The sequence below is a fragment of the Companilactobacillus versmoldensis DSM 14857 = KCTC 3814 genome, from assembly GCF_001434295.1.
In the GTDB taxonomy this organism is placed as follows: Bacteria; Bacillota; Bacilli; order Lactobacillales; family Lactobacillaceae; genus Companilactobacillus; species Companilactobacillus versmoldensis.
On sequence record NZ_AZFA01000009.1, the window covers coordinates 27,725 to 48,586 of the forward strand.

Consider the following 20,862-nt stretch of genomic DNA (forward strand, 5'->3'; position numbering starts at 1 on the left):
AACGATTAGAAACTGAATTAGTTGTTCATCAATTGGTCAAGCAATTCTTGAGCTGATTCTTTCAAACTATCCTTAGATTTATCATTACCAAGGTGAGTATAGATCTCACCAACATAGATATTGTCTTCGTATAATTTGTTGAATACTTTATCAATAATAGGACGAGTCTTTTGTTCTTCTTGAACAGGACCGAATGGGTTAGCAAAGAAAGTAGTGCTCATACCGACTTCATCAGTTGTACCAAGAGCTTTTCTCTTACCAGCGATGAAAGTCTTTTTAGCAGCTTCTTCATCAGGGAATTGGTGCAAGCCAATCTCTGAATCGTAGTTGTTAGCATAGACCCACATATCGATTCTGTGGTGTTGAACAACACGTTGGTAAGTATTAGCAGGCAAGATAACACGAGCATTCTTCAATTCAGGGTTCAAGTAAATACCACGGTCCATATTGTTGAAGGCCACAGCTGAACTCAAGTCATCCAAACGGACAAAGGCACCAGTTTCAGTACCTTGAGCGTAAATCTTACCTTCGTCATCAAAGGCAAAACTACCCATATCATCAAAGATAGTCTCGATATCAACGATCTTGTCATCAGCAATCTCTTGTAAAGCTTCGATTGATTCTGACTTTCCGGCACCTGAGTCACCGAAGAAAACAACGGTCTTAACTTTGCCATTTGAGAAAGTGATCTTAACCATTGAACCATGGATTGGCAGTCTGTTTTCATAGATCATGTGCAAGTTATGAAGCGTCAAGCACATCTTCTTCATATAACCAAAGTAAGTCGTCTTATCGTTATAAGGAACTTCACCGACCCAAATGTCGTTTTCCTCGTCATGATAGTAGTGGCAAACATCGCCTTCAGTTTCGGGAAGACCGAATAGCAAGATTTCGTCAGGCTTCTTACCCTTGACCTCTTCTTCGGTAGCAACCTCGAATAAGTTACCTAGAGCGATACCACTAACGAAATAATCACGTTGGAAGTAAATATAAGTTAAACTCTCACCAATTTTGGCAGGGAAGCAGTACCATTCGTTTCTCTTGCCATCAAATTTGCTGATGGGATTGTCAGGAACGGCGTCAAACAAGCCTTCACGCTTGTTACTCTTAGTGTGCATCATCATTGGTGGGCGCAACATCAAAGTGTCAATGAAACGAATATCAGCTAGTTTTTCGTAACCCTTAGGAGTTGGCCAGTCGATTGATTGGACAATAGCTGAGGCGTTAGTACCAGCATTGATTTGACGATAAGTGTGGTTGGTGAAACCTTGAAGTTTCTCCTCAATAGCACGATAAAGGTCAATAACAACATCATTGAAGTGATTATCCACATCCATAAAGCTGCCCTTGATCACCGCGTTATTGTGCTTGTTGATCAACGAAACACGGAAATATGTACGGTAGTATGAGTATAAATCTTCAACACTCTGGAGAAGTTTTTCTTTGTCAAAAATCTCGTAAGCTTTTTTATTATCGGTTAGAATGGCCTTCATAACATCAACGTATTGTTTAGGTGTGACTTGAAAAACATCGTTGTGTTTATTGGTCTGTTCTTCTAAGTAAAGTTTGACTAAGTTTAGCAAACTTTCACTATTGATTAATTGGAAAACATCTTGAATATAGCCTTTACTATAGTTGATCACCGATACGTTTGAATCAGGATTGATATAAAACGCAGGAGTATCAACTGGTTGTAATGATTGAGACATTAAAATTTCTCCTTTCAAATTACGTGTAACATCATTCTAAAACAAAACGGACACGATATACATACTAAATTAAACTTTTATTAGAATAATTACAATATTTTAATTTTTGTAAGCGCTATATGACTAATAAAAGAAACAATTCTGTTTTTGGGAAAAAATTAAATCAAAAGATGTTACTGAGTTATTTATATCATTAAAATACAGATAAGTATATTTAAAAAGATGCATCTGTACAAAAAAAGAATCAAAATCCAGTACAGATTTTGACTCTTTCACATTAGCTCAATAATTTATTGTAAGTCGTTACCTTACGGTCGCCATTGTCGACTTCCATGATCGTTAGGCTAGAATTTCTTGGGCTGACGGTAATATCAAAATTACCGGCGTTATAACGGTCCATGATTGATCTGATAGTTGTTCCGTGGGAAACTAACAAGATTTTGTCGCCATCTTTGGCAACTTCATCTAATTTTTCAAAACCTTGGTTGACACGTTCCCAATATTCTTCAGCATTTTCAGCATCATGGAATGGGTCGGCTTCCTTCAAGAAGTCTTTACTCTTGTCCATGCCGTATTTCGAGATCAATTCGCCATAAGTTTCGGCGTCGTGAGGTTGGCCAACGATGAACCAAGTCTCAGCTGAACTATTTCCTTCAAAATATCCGTAAAATTCTTCACGGAATGCTGGCAATTTTACGGGAGTGATTTTATCGTGGTTCTTGTTTTTATCAACAATGATCTTACAAGTATCGATTGCACGTCTAGCATCAGATGAGAAAGCAGCGCTGAAATCAACATCTTTCAACGCGTCAGCAGCTTGTTCAGCCACCTTCAAACCATCAGGAGCCAAAGGCGTATCTGACCAACCCTGCATTTTATCGTAGCGATTGAACCAGGTCTTTCCATGTCGCACAATATAAACTTGATATTTTGCCATGTCGTCCTCCTAAGTGATTAATAATAAAATTCTATCTTATTATAACAAATTTCATGAAATAGACCGCTTAAACCATCATTTCAAAACCTTATTGTAAGTTGAAACTGAATTAAGACCGTTGTCACGGTCCAGAATAGTCAAACTTGAATTAAGAGGAGTCTCAGTTATTTTTAAGTTTGGTGCGTGATACCGCTGCGCTAAAGAGTAAATCGTCGTACTATGCGAAACTAGCAAAATTTTATCGCCATCATTAGCAATTCGGTCCAATTTTTCAAAGCCACGGCCAATTCTTTCCCAATACTGTTCAGCATTCTCAGCAAAGTTAAGTGGATCGGCTTGATTAAGGAAATCAAAAGTTTTATCGAAGCCGAATTTCTTAGCAATGCCAAGATACGTTGGCGTACCATATTTTTCTCCAGCAATGAACCAGGTTTCAGCAGCAAACATGCCTTCAAAATAGCCATAAAATTGTTCTCTGAATTCAGGGATCGTATGGCGATGCAGATCTTTTTTGTTGGCGTTCATGATGATCTTAGCAGTATTCATGGCCCGAGTTGTGTCGGATGAATAGGCATGGTCAAAAGCGACGTCTTTTAGGGCGTTGGCAGCAGTTTTCGCTACTTCGATACCTTCAGGTAGTAAAGGTGAATCTGACCAACCTTGCATTTTATGCAACTTATTGTAGAAAGTTCGTCCGTGACGAACAAAGTAAATTTGGTATTTTGTCATAATCCATCTCCTTTGACAGTACGTCAATTTTACTACAAACGGCTAAGTTTAGATATTGAACGAGCCTAATATGAAAAAAATGGACACTAAATTTTTAAAAAATTTATTCTCGTGGTAAACTTTATATACTGAAATACGAAATATATCCATATATAAAATTAAATTATTCGGATATATAAAATATTAAATAAAATGACAATCATTTTGTAAAGGAGACCACGATGCTAAAAATCAAACTGAACCAAATGAAATTCCATGCTCATATCGGCGTTTATCCAGCCGAACGTGAAATTGGTCAAGATATTATCATCAATGTCGAGCTCCATTTAAAAGATATTTCGACTTCAACCTTGCTTGAAGACAAATTGGAAAACACGATTAATTATGGACCGATCTATAAAATGATTACTAAAATTGTTTCACAGACTGATATTAAATTGATCGAGACCTTAGCTACTTTGATCCTTGAGCAGATCAAGCAGAGTTATCCCGGTCAATTAGACAACATTATCGTCAATATCAAAAAGCTGAACTTACCAATTGACGGAATTATCGACAGTGCCGAAGTGGAAGTCACTGCTAAATAATGACCATTGCTTATATCGGTGTCGGCAGTAACCTAGGCCGATCACAAGATATCATCAAGAATGCCATTGATGACTTACAGAAAAGGCCTGAGATTCGAGAAGTAAAAAGTTCAGCGTACTATTTGACCGACCCAGTCGGCAACGTCAATCAAGATCAATTCATCAATGCCATCTTACGAGTTGAAACTACCTTAGAAGCATCGGCTTTATTAAAAATTTTGCATCAGCTGGAGGCAAAATATCATCGTCAGCGGACGATTCACTGGGGACCTCGAACATTGGATTTAGACATCGAATTGTTTGATCAGCAAAAGATTCAAACAGACGAGTTGACCGTTCCCCATCCAGAAATGCTCAAGCGACTATTCGTACTCGTCCCATTATTGGAAGTTATCGAACCGGACGACCCACGTAAAGAGGTCCTTGAAGTTGCGATCAAAAAATTAAACGGTCAACAATATATCCAAAAACTATCACAAAGAAGCTAGCTTATGAGTCCCGAAAATCAACAGATCATTGAACAAAGCGTTAAAAATATTTTAAAGGCTGTCGGAGACGACCCTGATAGGAGTGGTTTAAAGGAAACACCGGCTCGAGTGGCCAAAATGTACGCTGAAGTTTTCAGTTCATTAGAAGAGCCCAACTTCGACGATATCAAAATTTTCCAGGAAGATACGGCGGTTGACGGCGAGAATGTCATCGTCCGCAATATTCCGTTTTACTCGATGTGTGAACATCATTTATTACCATTTTTCGGCGAGATCACCGTAGGATACGTGCCAAAGGGTGGACGGATAATCGGTCTTAGCAAGATCCCGCGGTTGGTCAATTATGTGGCCGCCAAACCGAACGTTCAAGAAAATATCACTAGTGAACTCGGCCGGAAACTCGAAAAACTGTTGGCACCACAAGGTGTTGCAGTCATCGTCACGGCTCGACATATGTGCATTGAGATGCGCGGAGTCAAAAAAACTGATAGCAAGACGACAACTAGTTATTATAGTGGGGTCTTCAAAGATCCAACGCATAAGATGGCCTTTTTACAAGAAATCAAAACTTGTTAGGAGAATGGTTGATGGAATATGAGCAAATTATTGCTTCACTCCCCAAAGTTATGAAATATAACGATACTGGTTCACGGATACCCTTATTGCAAAAGATTTTACGCACAGCTGGGCAACCAGATAATTCGTTTAAAACAATCCATATTTGTGGTACCAATGGAAAAGGTTCGACAGCTTTGATGATCTCGAAGACTTTGCAGTTGGCAGGATTTAAAGTCGGAGCTTTTTCTAGTCCAGCGATGTATGATGAACGCGAACAAATTCAAATCGACCAGGAGCTCATAAGTCGGGACGACTTTGTTGAGTGTTACGCCAAGTTAGTTGAGGCGCTGGAAAAACTTCAGCTGCAACAAGCTGATATCTCAGTATTTGAAACCTGGTATCTAGTTTCGGCAATCTACTTTGCTCAAAAGGGAGTCGATTATGCGGTCTACGAATGTGGCATGGGTGGTGAATTGGACGCAACCAATGCCACTTCCAATGTCGAATATTCAGTTTTCACTCGGATTGCGTTGGACCATCAGAAATTTTTGGGTTCGACGATTGAAGAAATCGCCACGACGAAATCGAAGATAATTCGCCCTGGTACGAAGGTCTTCAGCTATCCACAGCAAGAAAAGCGAGCCGAACAAATCTTGCAACAAGAGGCCGATAGCAAAGAGTCCACTCTTTATAGAACTAGTGATACTAACGTTGCTTTAGAAGATGAGCAATTAGACCACTCAATCGTCAGTCTGTATTTTCGAGGTGAAAAATTAGAAGATGTCGACTTTAATTTGGGCGGTCTGTATCAGATTCAAAATTTACAAAATGTCTTGAATTTCATTTCCATCTTCAATCAGGATCACCACAAGATCATTAAATTGGCGCATGTCTTGGATATGATGTAGACCGTTAAATTGCCTGGACGAATGGAAAAGATTCAAAATGATCCGCCAGTTTTGATTGATGGGGCTCATAATCCCAATGCTATCAACGGGTTGGTCGAATCAATCGCCCGCCTGCATGAACCGGAGAAGTTGATCATCATCGTGGGATTTTTGAAAGACAAGCAATATTATCAATGTGTCGATCGTTTGCTAGACTTGCCAGCGACCTTTATCATCACTAGTCTTGACAACCACGAGCGGGCTTTGCCATCCGGCGATTTAATGCAGACGTTTCAAGATGATCCTAAGAGTTATCAGAATCTTTTGATTCAAGCAAACTCGATTGCTGAAGCAGTTGAACAAGCACGGAAAGTGCAAATGGATCAAAAGGCAATCGTGATAGGTACCGGATCATTTTATTTGATCAATAAAATTGCAATAGCATGGAAGCAAACGGGGTGAACAAAATGGCAGCATGGTTGATTGCATCAAATAATAAATTGAAGACCTTAGATCTACAAAAGGATTTAGCTTTTTATGGATTGAAAGTGGAACCTTATACTGAATATTTCGACAATGTGAATTTTCCAGCCGAATCAGTCGACAGTTATCGTGATAATGCCGTTCACAAGGCTACCTTTTTGTCTAATAAAGTCTTACGTCCAGTAATTGGTGATGACAGTGGTATTGAGATCCCTGCTTTATCAGATGAACTCGGAGTTACTACGAAACGCGATTTACATAAAGACGCATCATTGAGTGACAATCAAACTTTGCTGTCATGGCTCAAAGATGTCCCTGAAGATCAACGACAAGCAAAGATGATCGCTTATCTGGCTGCTGTCGATCAAAGTGGTCAAGTTTTGACGGCTGAAGGGGAGATAACTGGCCAAATTGCTTTAGAAGAAGCCGGCACCTATTCCACTGGCTTTGATAAGATTTTCTATTTACCAGAATTAGGTAAGACGTTAGCTGAACTACCAGATTCACAGCGGATCGAACTGACCCATCGCGGTCGGGCCGCCAAAAAATTGGTTGAAACCATTAATGGAGAGAAAAAATGAAAATCAAAGAAACCACTGCTAGTTTAGAAACAGCTACTGATGTACAAAGTCAGGCTTTGTTCAGTCTTGCGAAAAAACAACAGTTAGTTTTGATTCAATTCAGCGAACTAACTTCAGAGGAAGCGTCAAAAATCACTGACTTGATCGAGCAATTAGATAGCTATGTTCAAAATGCCACTTCACAAGTTACCGCTATGCTTAATCTGTCAGCCCTACATCAACTAAGTTCTATCTGGGTAAAATTTTTCTCAACCGGTGCGGAACAATTAGACGAGATTTTGGAAAATCATCGTTTGCTCTGGCGGACTGGTTCGTTCGATTATGATTTGACTAATTCAGCGATGATTTATGCGATCATGAACAATACGCCGGATTCATTTTACGATGGTGGTTATTATCAAGGCGAAACAGCTCTCTTACAACATGTTGAACAGATGTTAGAGGCTGGTGCAGACGTGATCGAGGTTAACGGTCAGACGACGCGGCCTGGTTTTACTGAAGTCGATCCACAAACTGAGATTGAGCGGACTATCCCGCTGATCAAGCAAATCGAGCAACATTTCCCAGGGACTAATATTGCTATCGATACCTATAAAGTTCCGGTCATGGAAGCTGCTCTAGAAGCTGGTGTCTCGATCATTAATGACGTCAACGCTTTTACTGATGACCCAGAGAAATTGGCATTGATGGCCAAAAGTGATGTCGGTTTATTGACGATGCACAGTAGTCGGGGACATGAATACCACAATTTGACTCAAGGGATGCATGAATTCTTTGAGCAAAATATTCATGATTTGACTGCGGCTGGGATCGATTTTGACCGAATTGCCATTGACCAAGGTGTTGGTTATTCCAAGGTCGTTCACGGTACCCAGGATTATTCGATGATCCGTAATGTCGCCGAATTCAATGATTTGCGACGTCCCATGATGGTGGCTATTTCTCGAAAAGGTTTTTTAGCTGACCTATTAGGCCTTGCCAAAGATGACCGTTTGCCAATGACTTTGGTGACGGAAGCAGCAATGTATTTAGATGGTGGAAGGATTTTGCGAGTCCACGATGTCAAAGAAACTAAGCAATTGGTGACTTTACTCGACCAAGTCAAAAATAGTTTTTGGATCGATGGCTATGGAATCGCTAATAATCTCTAAAATATTTGGCTTGAATTAATTTCTTTGTGTACACTTAAGGTACGAAGGTGGAGGTGTGCATATGAAAATTGGAGTTATTGGTGCTAATGGAAAAGAAGGTTCACTGATCACTGCTGAAGCTGCTCGACGGGGTCACGAAGTTACTTCGATCGTTCGCAGTGCGGATAAGTCGACAACTGATGCTTATTTGGTCAGAGATGTTTACGATTTAACAACTGATGATCTGAAAGATTTCGACGTCGTAGTTGACGCAATTGGTTTTTCAGGCCCAAAGGTCAAAAAATTCGTACCTTCGACACAACATTTGATCGATATTTTGACCGATACTAAGGTCAGACTATTGGTCGTTGGCGGTGCTGGTTCACTTTATATGGATCAAAAGCATGACCAACAGTTGTATCAAACGGCAGATTTTCCCGCAGCCGTGAAACCGTTGAGCCAAGAGATGGGTAACGCATTAGATCTATTGAGAAAGTCATCATTGAACTGGACTTATATCAGTCCAGCAGCTAATTTTAATTACCAAGCAAAAAGAACTGGTCAATATGTCTTGGCTGGTGAAGAATTAACCTTTGACAAAGATGGTCAAAGTGAAATAAGTTACGCTGATTATGCCATCGCCATGGTTGATGAGATCGAACAAGCTAAACATCAACATGAGCGGATCAGCGTGAGATGGTAGGGATAAAATGAGTAAAATATTAGTAACATATACCAGCATGACTGGCCACAATGAGGATATCGCCAATCATATCGCTGATTACTTGAAGAAAAACAAACAAGAGGTAACTTTAGAACAGTTGGTCGACACTGACGCTTATGATCTGCCTGATTATGACGCCGTCGTCGTTGCCACTTATACTTATCACGATGGTGATTTGCCAGATGAGGCCGAAGACTTCTATGAAGATTTGAAAGATGTTGACCTCAAACGGACTAAGTTTGCTGTCGTTGGTTCAAGTTCTAAGAGCCACATTCATTATGGACGGGCTGTTGACTACTTCACCATGCAATTGAATTCAAGTAATGGTGATCAGGCAGCTGATTCGGTCAAAGTTGACCAAGAAGCTGATGAAGATGATTTTAAACGGATCGACCAAATGGCCGACTATGTTATCAAGAGTTTGCAATAAGGAAAAGGGCTTGGAAAACAAGCTCTTTTTTCATACAATTGGACTAGCAATTAAATCCATTCGATAGGGGAAAACAATGATATTAACACTGATATTGGTGTCGATGATTTGGGGATGCCTTACTTGGGTCATACATCGACATTCAAGCAGAAAGGGACTAATGAGACGACTTCATTTAGGCCCAGTTTTATTGTTGCTGATACTTATATTAGCGGCATGTAGTGGCGAATCAGCTCAATCTGATAGTCAGACTGACAGTGATAAGTCCAGCAGTCCTAAAACTGAATTGATCACCAAGAAGCAATATCAAGCTGCTAAAAAAGAACATACTGATTTAGTCGCAAAAGACCAGGAGCTATCGAAATCTTTATCCGCTGCAGAAGATAAGAAACAACAGGTCAAAGATCAGCTTAGCCAATCTCAGACTGAGCAAAATAACCAGGCTGAAGCCACAACGAGACAACCAAGTAGTTCTGATAATGCCACATCATCTTCAAAGCCTTCAAATGACGGTCAATCAAAAGGTGATATGGTCACTAGCGATAGTAACCAGATCGTCGGCAATGTTAATTCACATATTTATCATGTTCCTGGCCAAAGGGGTTATTCGATGAGCTCCAAAAATGCCGTTTTCTTTCATTCGGAACAAGAAGCAATTGACAATGGTTATAGGAAGGCTAAAAACTAATGAGAAAACAACTTAAAGCTGTCTTGATAATTCTTTTTTCAGTAGTCTTATTGGCTGGTCCAGAATTGAGTTCTCCAGCGATTGCGGGAGAAAATGCCACGAGTAGTGGTTTTCAAACTAAGGCTCAGAAACTTATCTCTAGCAATAATAAACTGAAAAAGGCGATCAAGAGCAAAGAAAAGCAAATTAGTAAGATTCAAGATTATCTTGATAAACATAAAGATTCGCAAACAAGTAGCAATCAAACAAATTCCAGTACTAATTCAACCACTACTGATCTAGCTAATTTAAATTACGCTGGGACTCAGGAAATTACCGTCAACAATAACAATCCACAATTCAGTGACAGTGATTTGAGTACCTCTAGTGGTGCTTGGCAGACTTTCGGCGAACTCGACAATTTGAATCGAGTTTCAGCTGCCAATGCGATGCTAAATGTTTCCTTGATGCCACATGCCAAGAGGGAACCACTTTATGTTGACCCAACTGGCTGGCACAATAAGAAGGGACCTTCTGGTTGGTTGTATAACCGCAGTCATTTGATCGGCTATCAATTCACTGGGCAAAATAATAACGTTAGAAACTTAATGACGGGAACGGCTTCATTGAACAGTCCAGAAATGCAGCACCACGAAATGGATATTGCCTACTATTTAAAGCGTAGCGCAAATCATTACGTCCGTTATCGAGTTACACCTGTATTTCGAGGCAACGAACTCCTAGCTCGCGGAGTTCAGATGGAGGCTCAATCAGTCGGCGACAATTCCATTCATTTCAACGTTTATATTTTCAACGTCGAAAAGGGTTTTGTATTAAATTACAACGACGGTACAAGTACTGTTGGGTAGAAAAAAAGTATATGAATACTTCAATTTGAAGTGTTCATATACTTTTTTAATATTAATATTATTCGTCAGAAGTTGGTCCATGATCCTCTACTTTTTGTAACTGTAGAGAAGGGATCGTAATTTGTTCTCCATCTGTTGATTCGTAGCTTGTTAGACCTAATGACTTACCATAGATTGTTACACTATCTTCATCGAGAATATGGGAATCATTAAGGATCTTATTCTTGAATGTTGCGTAAACTATATTGTCGTAGTCTCCATTAATTGCTACGCGGATTTCGCTTTCTTTGTCGTCTTCGATTATCTGAGCGATTTCACCAGTGAATTTCACCATTTTCCCTTTGAAATCTTTTGGATTCCTAGCTAAGTTATCAAAAGTTATGTCTGTTTGATAATCATCAGGATTAAAAGGTATCTCTACTTCAGGTTTAGGCTTTGGTTTGGGTGTTTCTTTTTTATGAGATTCTTTTGATGGCCTTGGTGTATTGTTCTTTTTTGATACTTGCGTAGTCGGTGCAGAAGACTTACTACTTTTTGAATCATTGTTTAAATTGATTACAACGATTGTCATAATAATTGCGATAAAACCGCCAATGGTTGTCCAAAATTGCCAGTTTTTATAAAAAGCTGGTTTTTTCATAATTCACCTCTAATTTTCTAGTGGATTTTGTATTTATTTTTATTGATATAGCTAAGCTATTTCAAAATATAATCTGACCACTTTTTAAAATTTTATAGACTTTTAACTTAAAGACAAGATAAAAAGTGTTCACAGAAAAAATTAAATATATAACTTTCATCGTATTTTTAATTTTTTATAAAATAAAAAGAGTACGCCACATTAGTGGCATACTCTAAGCTAACTAATCATTAAAATTGTTGTTCTCAACGTCTTTGATGAACTTCTCTAAGTGGTCGAAGTAGACTGGGGCGTTGTCGATCATGTGGTGATGGCCACCGTTTGGTGTTGTTTCCAAGCGTGCATGTGGAATTTCTTGTTGCATGATCTTGGCTGTGGCGATTGGCATTGTTTCGTGTTCACCGAAGGTGATCAAAGTTGGAACGTTGATTTCTTTGAGGTGCTTGCGGAAGTGCCAGTCTTTGAGCTTTCCTGTGATAACGAATTCGTTGTTACCTTGGAAGGCACCATAGACGTCAGTCGACATAGTGTTGATCAAATGACTGATGGCAGCAGGTTGCTTGCGGTCAACGTATTCTTTGTTCAAGACGTCAACGTAACTTTGGTAAGTTGCGTCTTCTAAGTCATCCTCAGCTTCTTTTTGTTCCATATATTTAACTTTGTCTGGACCTAAGGCATCCATACGGCATTTGTTGATATTTTTAACATAGTCGTCGATTTCGTCGACCATACTTGAAATGATGGCACCCTTTAAATGTTGACCATATTTAGCAGCGTACATTTGAACAAGTGCGCCACCCCATGATTGTCCGATCAAGTAAAAGTTGTTTAAGCCCAACTTTTGTCTAACTTCTTCAACTTCTTCAAGAAAGTAGTCGTAAGTTAAATATTTTTTGGCAATTTCTGGATCACCGTAATCAGGTTGATCTGAATACCATGAGCCCAATTGGTCATACATTGTAACTTGTACGCCAAGATCGGCTAATTTTTCACCAAAGTTTTCCCAGTATTCATGGTTTCCACCAGGTCCACCATGTAGGCAGAGCAATTTAATGTCTCCATGTCCTTGAGTATTGGTCCAAAGGTGGTAGCCGTTGTCCAATGTAATAATCGTTGTTCCTTGTTTCATACGGGATTGCCTCCTGAAAATTTGAATAATTACAGTATATAGCTATCAAGTTGTCTGTCAAAATAATAAGATTAAATTTGTATAAAAAGTTGAATCCTAATTTTCAGATAATTACAAAAAAATATTTCTTAAAAATTAGGTTTATCATTATCAATAATTCGATAAGTATATTATATGAATATATGATATTATAGACGTATATCGAAACGAGGGGGCTATACAATGAAGAAAAGCATTGTAAAATTATTGGCCATCGGAATGTTACTCGGGGGAGTAATTGTTCCGGCAACTGTGACCGATAACGGATCTACAACACCACAAATTACTACTACACAAACAGCGAAGGCTGCTACTACTACATCAGATTCAGACAAGACGCAGACTGTTCCATATCAAGTTTATAAAACTGATACAAATACAAAGTCAATGTCCAGCCAGTACTTTACTGACACTGCAACGGTGACACCTAACAGTGATGGTACTTACAAAGTGACCTTAACAGTCAAGGTACCTTCAATTGCTTCAGTGGATATCCTAACTATGAATGGCGATAAGGTAACAGATAGTGCTAAAGATGGTACAACTTATCAAGACGTTTCATTTAACGTTGATAAGCTATCAGACTTAGATGGTACATTAAATAGTACTATGCAAATTAAAGTTCTTGGATTAGGTTTGATGAAACCAACTGCTGACTTCAAATTTGATACAAGCAATCTAAAAGATGTTGCCGAATCAGACTCAGATTCAGATACCAATGATGATTCAGATAGTTCAACTGATACTAATACTGATCCTGGCACAGATACTAATACTAATGGTTCTGGTGACGAATCAACTGGTTACGATGGTGATTACGACCCAATCATAGCTGATCCTGACAAAGATAATGGAAGCTCATCAAGTGATTCCGGTTCTAACGTTATAGTTGGTGATCCTGAAACAGCTCCTTCAACTTCGACTTCAGATGACGTACAAGAAATTCCATACTCAGTCTTGAAAGCTGATTCATCTCAAGGAGAATCAGTTTCTACCCAATTCTTTACAGGTACTGCTAAAGTTTCCAAGAACGATGATGGAACATATAAAGTTATGATGACCATGACTTATCCAACATCATTCGGTACACAACCTGTAACAATTGATTCCATTAATGGTGGTTCGATCAATGCCGATGATACCAAGACTTACACTCAAGGTGGCAAGAACTACATGGACTTCAGTTTCAACATTAATAGCATGAGTGACTTGGACAACTTGATCCCATGTACTATGACGATCGACGTTTCAAGTTACGGCTTTAATGCAACTGAAAGTGTCAATTTCAAATTTAATTCAACATCTTCAGGCGTAGCCGGTTCAAGTACTACAGGTACTGGTTCATCAGCTACTAATCCAAGTGGTGTTTATGGTTCAACATCTGATTGGCCATCAAGCACAGGCACAGATTCAACTGATCCAACAAGCTCAACAGATGGCACAACACCATCATCAAGCACTGATTCTTCAACATTGCCACAAACAGGTAATGCTACAAACTCAGTTGTTTTGACAGTTATCGGTTTAGCCGTAGCTTTAATGAGCATTGTTTTATTTAAAAAATTATCAGATGTTAAAGCTTAATTAGTGTCATTGATTATTATCTTCTTCGGGAAAAGTTAAGTGTATTATCAATGGGTGACTAAATTAGATTTAATATTCAAAGAGCAACTAGCTGGGATTTAGGCTAGTTGCTCTTTTTCGTTATCAGTAAAAATCCTTTTATTAATTCAAACAATAATAGCTATTAATTTGATGTATAAATAAGGTACGCCAAGTTTTATTTATTTTATTAATGGAAGTGATTCTAATGACTGATACTATTACTTATCCTGCAGTTTTAAGCCGTTCGGAGATGGATGAGAATATTTTATACAATGTGACATTCCCTGATTTATCCAGCGCCAATACTTACGGAATGAATATTCGTGACGCACGATCGAATGCAGAGACCTTACTTAGTTTGTTACTGAATGATTTGAAACATTTTCCAGAAAGTTCATCATTGATTGATTTACAGAAACATTATCCGAACAGCATTGTTTCTTTGATCACAGTTAAACGTCAACATTAAAAAATAAAAGGCATCGGAATTTTCTGAAAAATTCCGATGCCTTTTTGATTTAGAAACTGGTTTTAAATAGATTCGGCAATCAATGGATAAGAATTGTCGAGAATATAACCAAAGCCTCTAACTGTTTTGATCCACGCGGGATCTTGGGGATTACTTTCTAACTTGTCTCGTAAATGACTGATATGAATATCGATGATTCGGGATGAACCAATGGAATCATAGCCCCAAACGCCTTCAAGCAATTGATCTCGACTAAGCACCTGCCCACGATGTTTCATTAAATACCAGAGCAAACTGAATTCTTTGGGGGTTAAACCGAGGTCGACACCATCATTAGTGACGCGATACTGTTTAAAATCAATTTCCAAATTATCGCATTTAACTGAGGAACGATTAGCTTGATGAGCATCCATTGGGGAAATTTCATCTGCTTCATCTCCGGTGATACTGGTACGATTGTAAACCCAGAGTAGTTGTTTAAGTCGTGCCATCAATTCAGCAAAATCAAGTGGTTCGATCAAATATGCATCGATGTTTAAGTTGTAGCAGTCGATCCGTTCCTGATGATTTTCTTCAGAAGCAAAGACGATCATTGGACCATTGATCATTTTTCTGATCAAACGCAGTTCTTTGAGATGGTCTTTTAATGGGGCGGCTGAAAGGTCCCAGATCAAACCGGAGACTTCTTGATCTTTTACAATGTCGACTGTTTTTTTGGAGTCAGTCATATTGCTGATGAACCAGCCTTGATCGTTACAATGTCGGTTGATTTCAATGAATAATGATAGGTTATTGCTTAGCAAAACTAAAGGTTTCATTGATCCATCTAACCTCCGCATTTATTTGAATAATTTCCCAGTTATCTACAGAAAGTATACCAAGGACGATACTGCCATGTCCTATATATGTACTTTGTTTTGCATTGTTTTTCAGTATATGAAAATACAAATATTTAATTGACATCATTTATAAAAATGCCCGATTCTGTAACACAAAATTTACATGTAATTTACAATTGCTACACATAAAATTTACGTTGACCAAGTAAAGTAAAGACAGACTTAAAGATTAGCTATAAGCTAATTAAATATATTAAGGGGTCCTATCTATGAAAAAAAGAAACATTTTTTCAACTCTATTGATGTTAGGTGCTGTCGGTGCCGTATTAACAGGATGTGGTTCAAATAGCGCTTCCTCAAATGGAAGTTCAAGTGCCAGTGACCACGCTGGCAAAATCACAGCTGTTGGTTCAACAGCGCTCCAACCATTAGTCGAGAAGGCTGCTGGTCAATTTCAAAATGATAATAAGAAAATCAATATCACTGTCCAAGGTGGTGGGTCAGGAACTGGTTTAAGTCAAGTGCAAGATGGAGCAGTTGCCATTGGTAACTCAGATATCTTTGCTGAATCAAAACCAGGTATCGACTCAAGTAAGTTAGTTGATCACAAGGTTGCCGTTGTTGGTATGGCACCAGTTGTCAATAAAGATGCTGGCGTTGATAACATTACAATGGCTCAATTAAAAGACATCTTCACTGGTAAAGTTACAAACTGGAAAGAAGTTGGCGGCAAGGACGAAAAGATCACTGTTGTTAACCGTGCTGAAGGTTCAGGTACTCGTGCAACATTCGAAGACGCTGTACTTTCAGGTGCTAAGGCCGTTAAATCACAAGAACAAGATTCAAACGGAACAGTTCAAAAGATTGTTTCATCAACACCTGGAGCAATTAGTTACCTCGCATTCTCATATCTAAATGATTCTGTAAAACCATTATCTATTGACAAGGTAAAACCTACTGATGCCAATGTCGAAAATAACAAGTGGAAGATCTGGTCATATGAACACATGTATACCAAGGGTAAAGCTAAGACAGCCACTGCCGATTTCTTGAAATACATGAATTCTAAAGATGTTCAAGATAGCTTGGTTAAGAAGATGGGCTACATCAGTATTCATAATATGAAAGTTCAAAAAGATGCTAAGGGTAACGTTACAGACGCTAAGTAATCGTTAACTGAAGTATCAAATAGACTTTGACCAAATTAGGGGGAAATTTGTCAAACTAATTGGTTGAGGTCTTTTTTTGTATAAATTTGGAGGATTCAAATGAAAGAGATTCAAAATAAGTTGCTGACAAAATCAAAAGCAACCCGTGAAGATCATTTTGGCCGTGCGATTTGTTATTTATGCATTGGTCTGATCATTGCCCTAGTTGTCTGTATTTTGTATTTCATTACTTCTCGTGGTATTGCAACGTTTACTCAAAATCATGTTAATATTTGGGGATTTTTAGCGGGTACCAATTGGAATCCGGGATCCGTTGACGCACATGGAAATCCGGAAGTCGGCGCACTTCCAATGATCGTGACGTCGTTTAGTGTCACCGTGTTAGCAGCTGCGGTTGCTACACCATTTGCTTTAGCAATGGCTATCTTTATGTCGGAAATTGCAGGGAAAAAAGGAACCAAATTTTTACAACCTGTTATTGAATTATTAGTCGGTATTCCATCAGTTGTTTATGGATTTATTGGCCTTTCAGTAATTGTTCCTTTAATCAGAAAAATTTTTGGTGGAACTGGCTTTGGTATTTTAGCCGGAACTATTGTTTTGTTTGTCATGGTTTTACCAACGATCACTTCGTTATCAGTAGATAGTTTAAGGGCCGTACCTTTGAGTTATCGTCAGGCATCAGCAGCTTTAGGTGCCAATCGTTGGCAGACTATTTACAAAGTTATTTTAAGAACCGCTGCACCTGGTATTTTAACGGCCGTTATTTTTGGTATGGCACGTGCTTTTGGTGAAGCTTTAGCCGTACAAATGGTTATTGGTAATGCCGTTTTGATGCCGAAGAGTTTAGTATCACCAGCTTCTACTTTGACTAGTAAATTAACCACTGATGTTGGAAATACAGTTATGGGGACTTTGCCAAATAATGTCCTTTGGTCATTGGCTTTGATCCTCTTGTTCATGTCACTATTTTTCAACTTGTTAGTAAGATTTATTGGTAAGAAAGGCAGTATTAAAAAATGAATCCAAAACGTATAAATAATATTGCAACAGCTGTTATCTACGGACTAGTTGGTATCGTTGTTTTGATACTGCTATTTCTGATTGGATATATCTTATTCAATGGTGTTCCTGATATCTCTTGGAAATTTTTGACGACTCCAGCACAAGCTTTTAGTGCTGGCGGTGGTATTAGAGATCAGTTGTTCAATTCACTTTATCTATTAGTATTGACACTGTTAATCTCATTCCCGATTGCGTTAGGTTCAGGTATCTATTTAGCTGAGTATGCACCTGATAATTGGTTTACGAATTTGATCAGAACTACTATTGAGGTTTTAAGTTCTTTACCATCAGTTGTTGTAGGTCTATTTGGTTACTTGTTCTTAGTAATCCAATTGCATTTGAGTTTCTCAATTTTATCTGGTGCGATTGCACTGACGTTCTTCAATTTGCCACTCTTGACGAGAAGTATTGAAGAATCGCTCAATAGCGTTTCTGATCTTCAAAAGCAGGCAGGAATGTCTTTAGGACTTTCTGATTGGCGGACGATCACTCGGATCATCTTGCCAGTAGGTTTGCCTGGTATTTTAACTGGTGTGATCTTAAGTGCTGGACGTGTCTTTGGTGAAGCTGCTGCTTTGATTTACACAGCTGGTCAAAGTGCTCCAATAGTAAATTATGCTAACTGGAATATTTTCGATCCATCCAGTTTCTTAAATCCAATGCGTCCTGCTGAAACACTCGCAGTTCACATTTGGAAAGTTAATACTGAAAGTGTTACCCCGGATGCCCACTTGATCTCAAGTGCGTCATCGGCGGTCTTAATAATCGTGATCTTAATATTTAACCTAAGTGCTAGATTTATCGGTAACTGGTTGTATAAGAAGATGACGGCAACGAGGTAATCAACATGAAAGAATATAATCTTGAAGAACATTCAATAGTTAAAATAACGGATGAGGTTGAGATCTCATCCACAGATTTACAAGTTTATTATGGGAACGACCATGCAATTTTTGATGCCAGTCTAGAATTCCCTAAGAATCAAATTACCTCATTGATCGGGGCTTCTGGCTCAGGGAAATCGACCTATTTACGCTGTTTGAATCGGATGAACGAAAAAATCGCTCGAGTCGATGGCAAAATTATGTATCAAGGAACTGATATCAATGCTTCTGGTGTCAATGTTTACGAAGTGAGAAAGCAGATTGGGATGGTATTTCAGCGTCCAAATCCGTTTGCTAAATCGATTCGTGAGAACATCCAATTTGCTTTGAAGAGCAATGGTATTCATGATAAGCATGTGCTTGAAGAACGCTTGGAAAGTAGTCTAAAAGAAGCTGCTTTGTGGGATGAGGTCAAAGATGAACTGGACAAGAGTGCTTTGGAACTTTCTGGTGGACAACAACAGCGTTTATGTATTGCTCGTTCAGTTGCTATGCGCCCACAAATATTGCTCTTAGATGAACCAGCTAGTGCGCTTGACCCAATTTCGACTTCGAAGATTGAAGATACTTTGGATGAGTTGAAATCTCACTACACGATCATTATTGTTACTCATAACATGTCCCAGGCAACACGTATTAGTAACTACACAGCCTTTTTCCATCTTGGCCACATTGTCGAGTATGATAAGACTAAGAATATTTTTATGAATCCGTCCATGCCTGCGACATCTGACTATATTTCCGGTGCATTTGGTTAAAAATACTGCCATTCAATTTTGTAACGGATTCTCAACCGGAGGATAAATTATGCGAGAACTATTTTCAAAAGAATTAAATCAACTTCACGATCAATTTATGCAAATGGGAATCAATACGAGCAAGCAAATTTATCAAGCAACTAGGGCATTTACCCTGCATGATAATAAATTGGCTAAGGAAGTAATCGAAAATGATCAAAACACAAACGGTGAAGAGATTCGCCTGGAGAAAGAAGCTTTTGACTTCATTGCATTACAACAACCTGTGGCTACAGATCTACGAATTATCATGGTTATTTTAAAGGCCAGTTCAGATTTAGAGCGGATCGGTGACCATGCCGTCAGTATTGCTGAAGAGACTATCCGTGGGGAAATGGATCAACGTTTGCCGATCGTTGAAAAAAATATCGCTGACATGACTGCTCAGATCCGGACGATGCTCGAACAAGGTTTGGATTCGTATATCAGAAATGATGAAAACGATGCTCGTGCGGTAGCAAAAGAGGATCTGATCGTTGATCGACAGTATGATTTGACTAGATCACTAGTAACGAACTCTATTCAAATGGGTTCCATGACGGCTAATATGGGTTCAAGTTATTTGATGGTCGACCGGATGTTAGAACGGATCGGCGATCACATCGTTAACTTGGCTGAATGGACAGTTTATAGCAGTTCAGGAAAAATGGTCGAATTAAACGAAGGTAAGCGCAATAGTGAAGTACTTGCTAAATTAGCCGAAGATGAGCAAGAGAAGAACAACGGCTAATCAAAAAGGATGAATTCAAGATTTTATCTTGAGTCCATCCTTTTTTTAGAATAAATTGATTCCTAAAACAAATTTAAAAATCAGCCAAGTTAGTATAAGCCCCATCGTTAAGCCAATTATTCCACCAGTGATGTATTGAATGGCTTTAGCCTTTGACGATTTAGGGGTGACTTTTACCGGTCGATCATGTAGATAATTGATAACTTGTTGAAAAGTATTTAAGTCGGCTTTATGGGCATATTTTAGGAACATAAATATCATTCCTAGTCCAAGTACCGTTGTAGAACCAACTAATAGTGAGCCTAGCATCTTGGAATATTTGAGGCTGAAAAGGGCTAGATATGTCAAAACTATTAGCCATAAGATCCCAATTAAGAGCCATAATAATTTCTGCTTTAACAATTTATGCTTCATTATAGGCAAATCCTCCTGGACTAAATCATCTAAGGAAAGATCATAAATATTGGATATCAGTACTAGACTAGTAATGTCAGGATAAGTTTTCCCAGTTTCCCAATTGGAAATCGTCTGTCGACTGACATGAGCCTTATGTGATAGGTCATCCTGAGAATAACTGTGTGCCTGACGTAATTTTGCTAACTTAATACCTAAATTCATCATCGTTTCCCCATTTCTAATTAAAGAATCAAGAGCACATTTTGTCTGTCAAAAGTCTTTGACGTTAGCTATTTGTAACGGCGTTATAGTGTTTGCCGC

General features: G+C 38.6%; 25 protein-coding genes. 18 read left to right on the forward strand and 7 right to left on the reverse strand.

Annotated elements, in window-relative coordinates; translation table 11 throughout:
- Positions 1-17: 17 nt before the first annotated feature.
- From FC27_RS06035 to FC27_RS06045, 3 genes are all read right to left on the reverse strand, one after another.
- Positions 18-1,709, reverse strand: a complete 1,692-nt coding sequence (locus tag FC27_RS06035) for a phosphoenolpyruvate carboxykinase (ATP) (RefSeq protein WP_010624710.1) — start codon at positions 1,707-1,709, stop codon at positions 18-20.
- Between the two features lie 277 nt (positions 1,710-1,986).
- Positions 1,987-2,646 (reverse strand): histidine phosphatase family protein, encoded by a 660-nt coding sequence (locus FC27_RS06040; RefSeq protein ID WP_010624709.1) that lies wholly within the window; start codon positions 2,644-2,646, stop codon positions 1,987-1,989.
- A gap of 75 nt (positions 2,647-2,721) precedes the next feature.
- Positions 2,722-3,375 carry a histidine phosphatase family protein gene (locus FC27_RS06045; protein WP_010624708.1) on the reverse strand — a complete coding sequence of 218 codons (654 nt, stop codon included), beginning with the start codon at positions 3,373-3,375 and terminating at the stop codon, positions 2,722-2,724.
- A 221-nt stretch (positions 3,376-3,596) separates the two neighbouring features.
- Between FC27_RS06045 and folB the strand changes: the two genes are divergently transcribed.
- The 11 genes from folB (at position 3,597) to FC27_RS06100 (ending at position 10,779) form a co-directional block, all read left to right on the forward strand.
- Positions 3,597-3,962, forward strand: a complete 366-nt coding sequence (gene folB, locus FC27_RS06050; protein WP_010624707.1) for a dihydroneopterin aldolase — start codon at positions 3,597-3,599, stop codon at positions 3,960-3,962.
- Positions 3,962-4,450 (forward strand): 2-amino-4-hydroxy-6-hydroxymethyldihydropteridine diphosphokinase, encoded by a 489-nt coding sequence (gene folK, locus FC27_RS06055; protein ID WP_010624706.1) that lies wholly within the window; start codon positions 3,962-3,964, stop codon positions 4,448-4,450. The genes folB and folK overlap by 1 nt, the downstream gene beginning before the upstream one ends.
- 3 nt (positions 4,451-4,453) lie before the next feature.
- Positions 4,454-5,026, forward strand: coding sequence for a GTP cyclohydrolase I FolE (folE, locus tag FC27_RS06060; RefSeq protein ID WP_010624705.1), 573 nt, complete (start codon positions 4,454-4,456; stop codon positions 5,024-5,026).
- Positions 5,027-5,037: 11 nt separating this feature from the next.
- Positions 5,038-5,916 carry a bifunctional folylpolyglutamate synthase/dihydrofolate synthase gene (locus FC27_RS06065; protein ID WP_010624704.1) on the forward strand — a complete coding sequence of 293 codons (879 nt, stop codon included), beginning with the start codon at positions 5,038-5,040 and terminating at the stop codon, positions 5,914-5,916.
- Positions 5,917-5,937: 21 nt separating this feature from the next.
- A complete protein-coding gene (locus tag FC27_RS06070) occupies positions 5,938-6,357 on the forward strand; it encodes a glutamate ligase domain-containing protein (RefSeq protein WP_050901062.1) in 420 nt (139 codons plus the stop codon).
- A gap of 5 nt (positions 6,358-6,362) precedes the next feature.
- Positions 6,363-6,959 (forward strand): non-canonical purine NTP pyrophosphatase, encoded by a 597-nt coding sequence (locus FC27_RS06075; protein WP_029508190.1) that lies wholly within the window; start codon positions 6,363-6,365, stop codon positions 6,957-6,959.
- Positions 6,956-8,110, forward strand: a complete 1,155-nt coding sequence (gene folP / locus FC27_RS06080; RefSeq protein ID WP_010624701.1) for a dihydropteroate synthase — start codon at positions 6,956-6,958, stop codon at positions 8,108-8,110. The genes FC27_RS06075 and folP overlap by 4 nt, the downstream gene beginning before the upstream one ends.
- 61 nt (positions 8,111-8,171) lie before the next feature.
- Positions 8,172-8,792: an NAD(P)-dependent oxidoreductase gene (locus tag FC27_RS06085; protein WP_010624700.1), complete on the forward strand. Its 621-nt coding sequence runs from the start codon at positions 8,172-8,174 to the stop codon at positions 8,790-8,792.
- A gap of 7 nt (positions 8,793-8,799) precedes the next feature.
- On the forward strand, positions 8,800-9,243 hold the full coding sequence (locus tag FC27_RS06090) for a flavodoxin domain-containing protein (protein ID WP_010624699.1): 444 nt from the start codon (positions 8,800-8,802) through the stop codon (positions 9,241-9,243).
- A 160-nt stretch (positions 9,244-9,403) separates the two neighbouring features.
- Positions 9,404-9,931 carry a sunset domain-containing protein gene (locus tag FC27_RS06095; RefSeq protein ID WP_010624698.1) on the forward strand — a complete coding sequence of 176 codons (528 nt, stop codon included), beginning with the start codon at positions 9,404-9,406 and terminating at the stop codon, positions 9,929-9,931.
- Positions 9,931-10,779, forward strand: a complete 849-nt coding sequence (locus tag FC27_RS06100) for a DNA/RNA non-specific endonuclease (protein WP_010624697.1) — start codon at positions 9,931-9,933, stop codon at positions 10,777-10,779. Before FC27_RS06095 ends, FC27_RS06100 begins: the two co-directional genes overlap by 1 nt.
- A 58-nt stretch (positions 10,780-10,837) precedes the next feature.
- Here the strand turns inward: FC27_RS06100 and FC27_RS06105 are convergent, their stop codons facing one another.
- A complete protein-coding gene (locus tag FC27_RS06105) occupies positions 10,838-11,419 on the reverse strand; it encodes a hypothetical protein (protein WP_010624696.1) in 582 nt (193 codons plus the stop codon).
- A gap of 223 nt (positions 11,420-11,642) precedes the next feature.
- A complete protein-coding gene (locus tag FC27_RS06110; RefSeq protein ID WP_010624695.1) occupies positions 11,643-12,548 on the reverse strand; it encodes a proline-specific peptidase family protein in 906 nt (301 codons plus the stop codon).
- A 222-nt stretch (positions 12,549-12,770) separates the two neighbouring features.
- Between FC27_RS06110 and FC27_RS06115 the strand changes: the two genes are divergently transcribed.
- A complete protein-coding gene (locus FC27_RS06115) occupies positions 12,771-14,171 on the forward strand; it encodes an NEAT domain-containing protein (protein ID WP_010624694.1) in 1,401 nt (466 codons plus the stop codon).
- Positions 14,172-14,397: 226 nt separating this feature from the next.
- Positions 14,398-14,661 carry a type II toxin-antitoxin system HicB family antitoxin gene (locus FC27_RS06120; RefSeq protein WP_010624693.1) on the forward strand — a complete coding sequence of 88 codons (264 nt, stop codon included), beginning with the start codon at positions 14,398-14,400 and terminating at the stop codon, positions 14,659-14,661.
- 62 nt (positions 14,662-14,723) lie between these two features.
- Here the strand turns inward: FC27_RS06120 and FC27_RS06125 are convergent, their stop codons facing one another.
- The gene (locus FC27_RS06125) at positions 14,724-15,479 is read right to left on the reverse strand and encodes a response regulator transcription factor (RefSeq protein ID WP_010624692.1); all 756 of its coding nucleotides are present in this window, start codon (positions 15,477-15,479) and stop codon (positions 14,724-14,726) included.
- Between the two features lie 290 nt (positions 15,480-15,769).
- On the opposite strand from FC27_RS06125, the gene FC27_RS06130 reads away from it, so the two are divergent.
- From FC27_RS06130 to phoU, 5 genes are all read left to right on the forward strand, one after another.
- Positions 15,770-16,669, forward strand: coding sequence for a phosphate ABC transporter substrate-binding protein PstS family protein (locus FC27_RS06130; RefSeq protein ID WP_010624691.1), 900 nt, complete (start codon positions 15,770-15,772; stop codon positions 16,667-16,669).
- Between the two features lie 99 nt (positions 16,670-16,768).
- Positions 16,769-17,692: a phosphate ABC transporter permease subunit PstC gene (gene pstC, locus FC27_RS06135; protein WP_010624690.1), complete on the forward strand. Its 924-nt coding sequence runs from the start codon at positions 16,769-16,771 to the stop codon at positions 17,690-17,692.
- Positions 17,689-18,576: a phosphate ABC transporter permease PstA gene (gene pstA, locus FC27_RS06140; RefSeq protein ID WP_010624689.1), complete on the forward strand. Its 888-nt coding sequence runs from the start codon at positions 17,689-17,691 to the stop codon at positions 18,574-18,576. Before pstC ends, pstA begins: the two co-directional genes overlap by 4 nt.
- Before the next feature lie 5 nt (positions 18,577-18,581).
- Complete coding sequence (gene pstB, locus FC27_RS06145; RefSeq protein WP_056938083.1) at positions 18,582-19,376, forward strand: phosphate ABC transporter ATP-binding protein PstB; 795 nt, start codon at positions 18,582-18,584, stop codon at positions 19,374-19,376.
- 49 nt (positions 19,377-19,425) lie between these two features.
- Positions 19,426-20,145 (forward strand): phosphate signaling complex protein PhoU, encoded by a 720-nt coding sequence (phoU, locus tag FC27_RS06150; RefSeq protein WP_010624687.1) that lies wholly within the window; start codon positions 19,426-19,428, stop codon positions 20,143-20,145.
- A gap of 45 nt (positions 20,146-20,190) precedes the next feature.
- Here the strand turns inward: phoU and FC27_RS06155 are convergent, their stop codons facing one another.
- On the reverse strand, positions 20,191-20,763 hold the full coding sequence (locus FC27_RS06155; RefSeq protein WP_010624686.1) for a helix-turn-helix transcriptional regulator: 573 nt from the start codon (positions 20,761-20,763) through the stop codon (positions 20,191-20,193).
- Between the last annotated feature and the right edge of the window lie 99 nt (positions 20,764-20,862).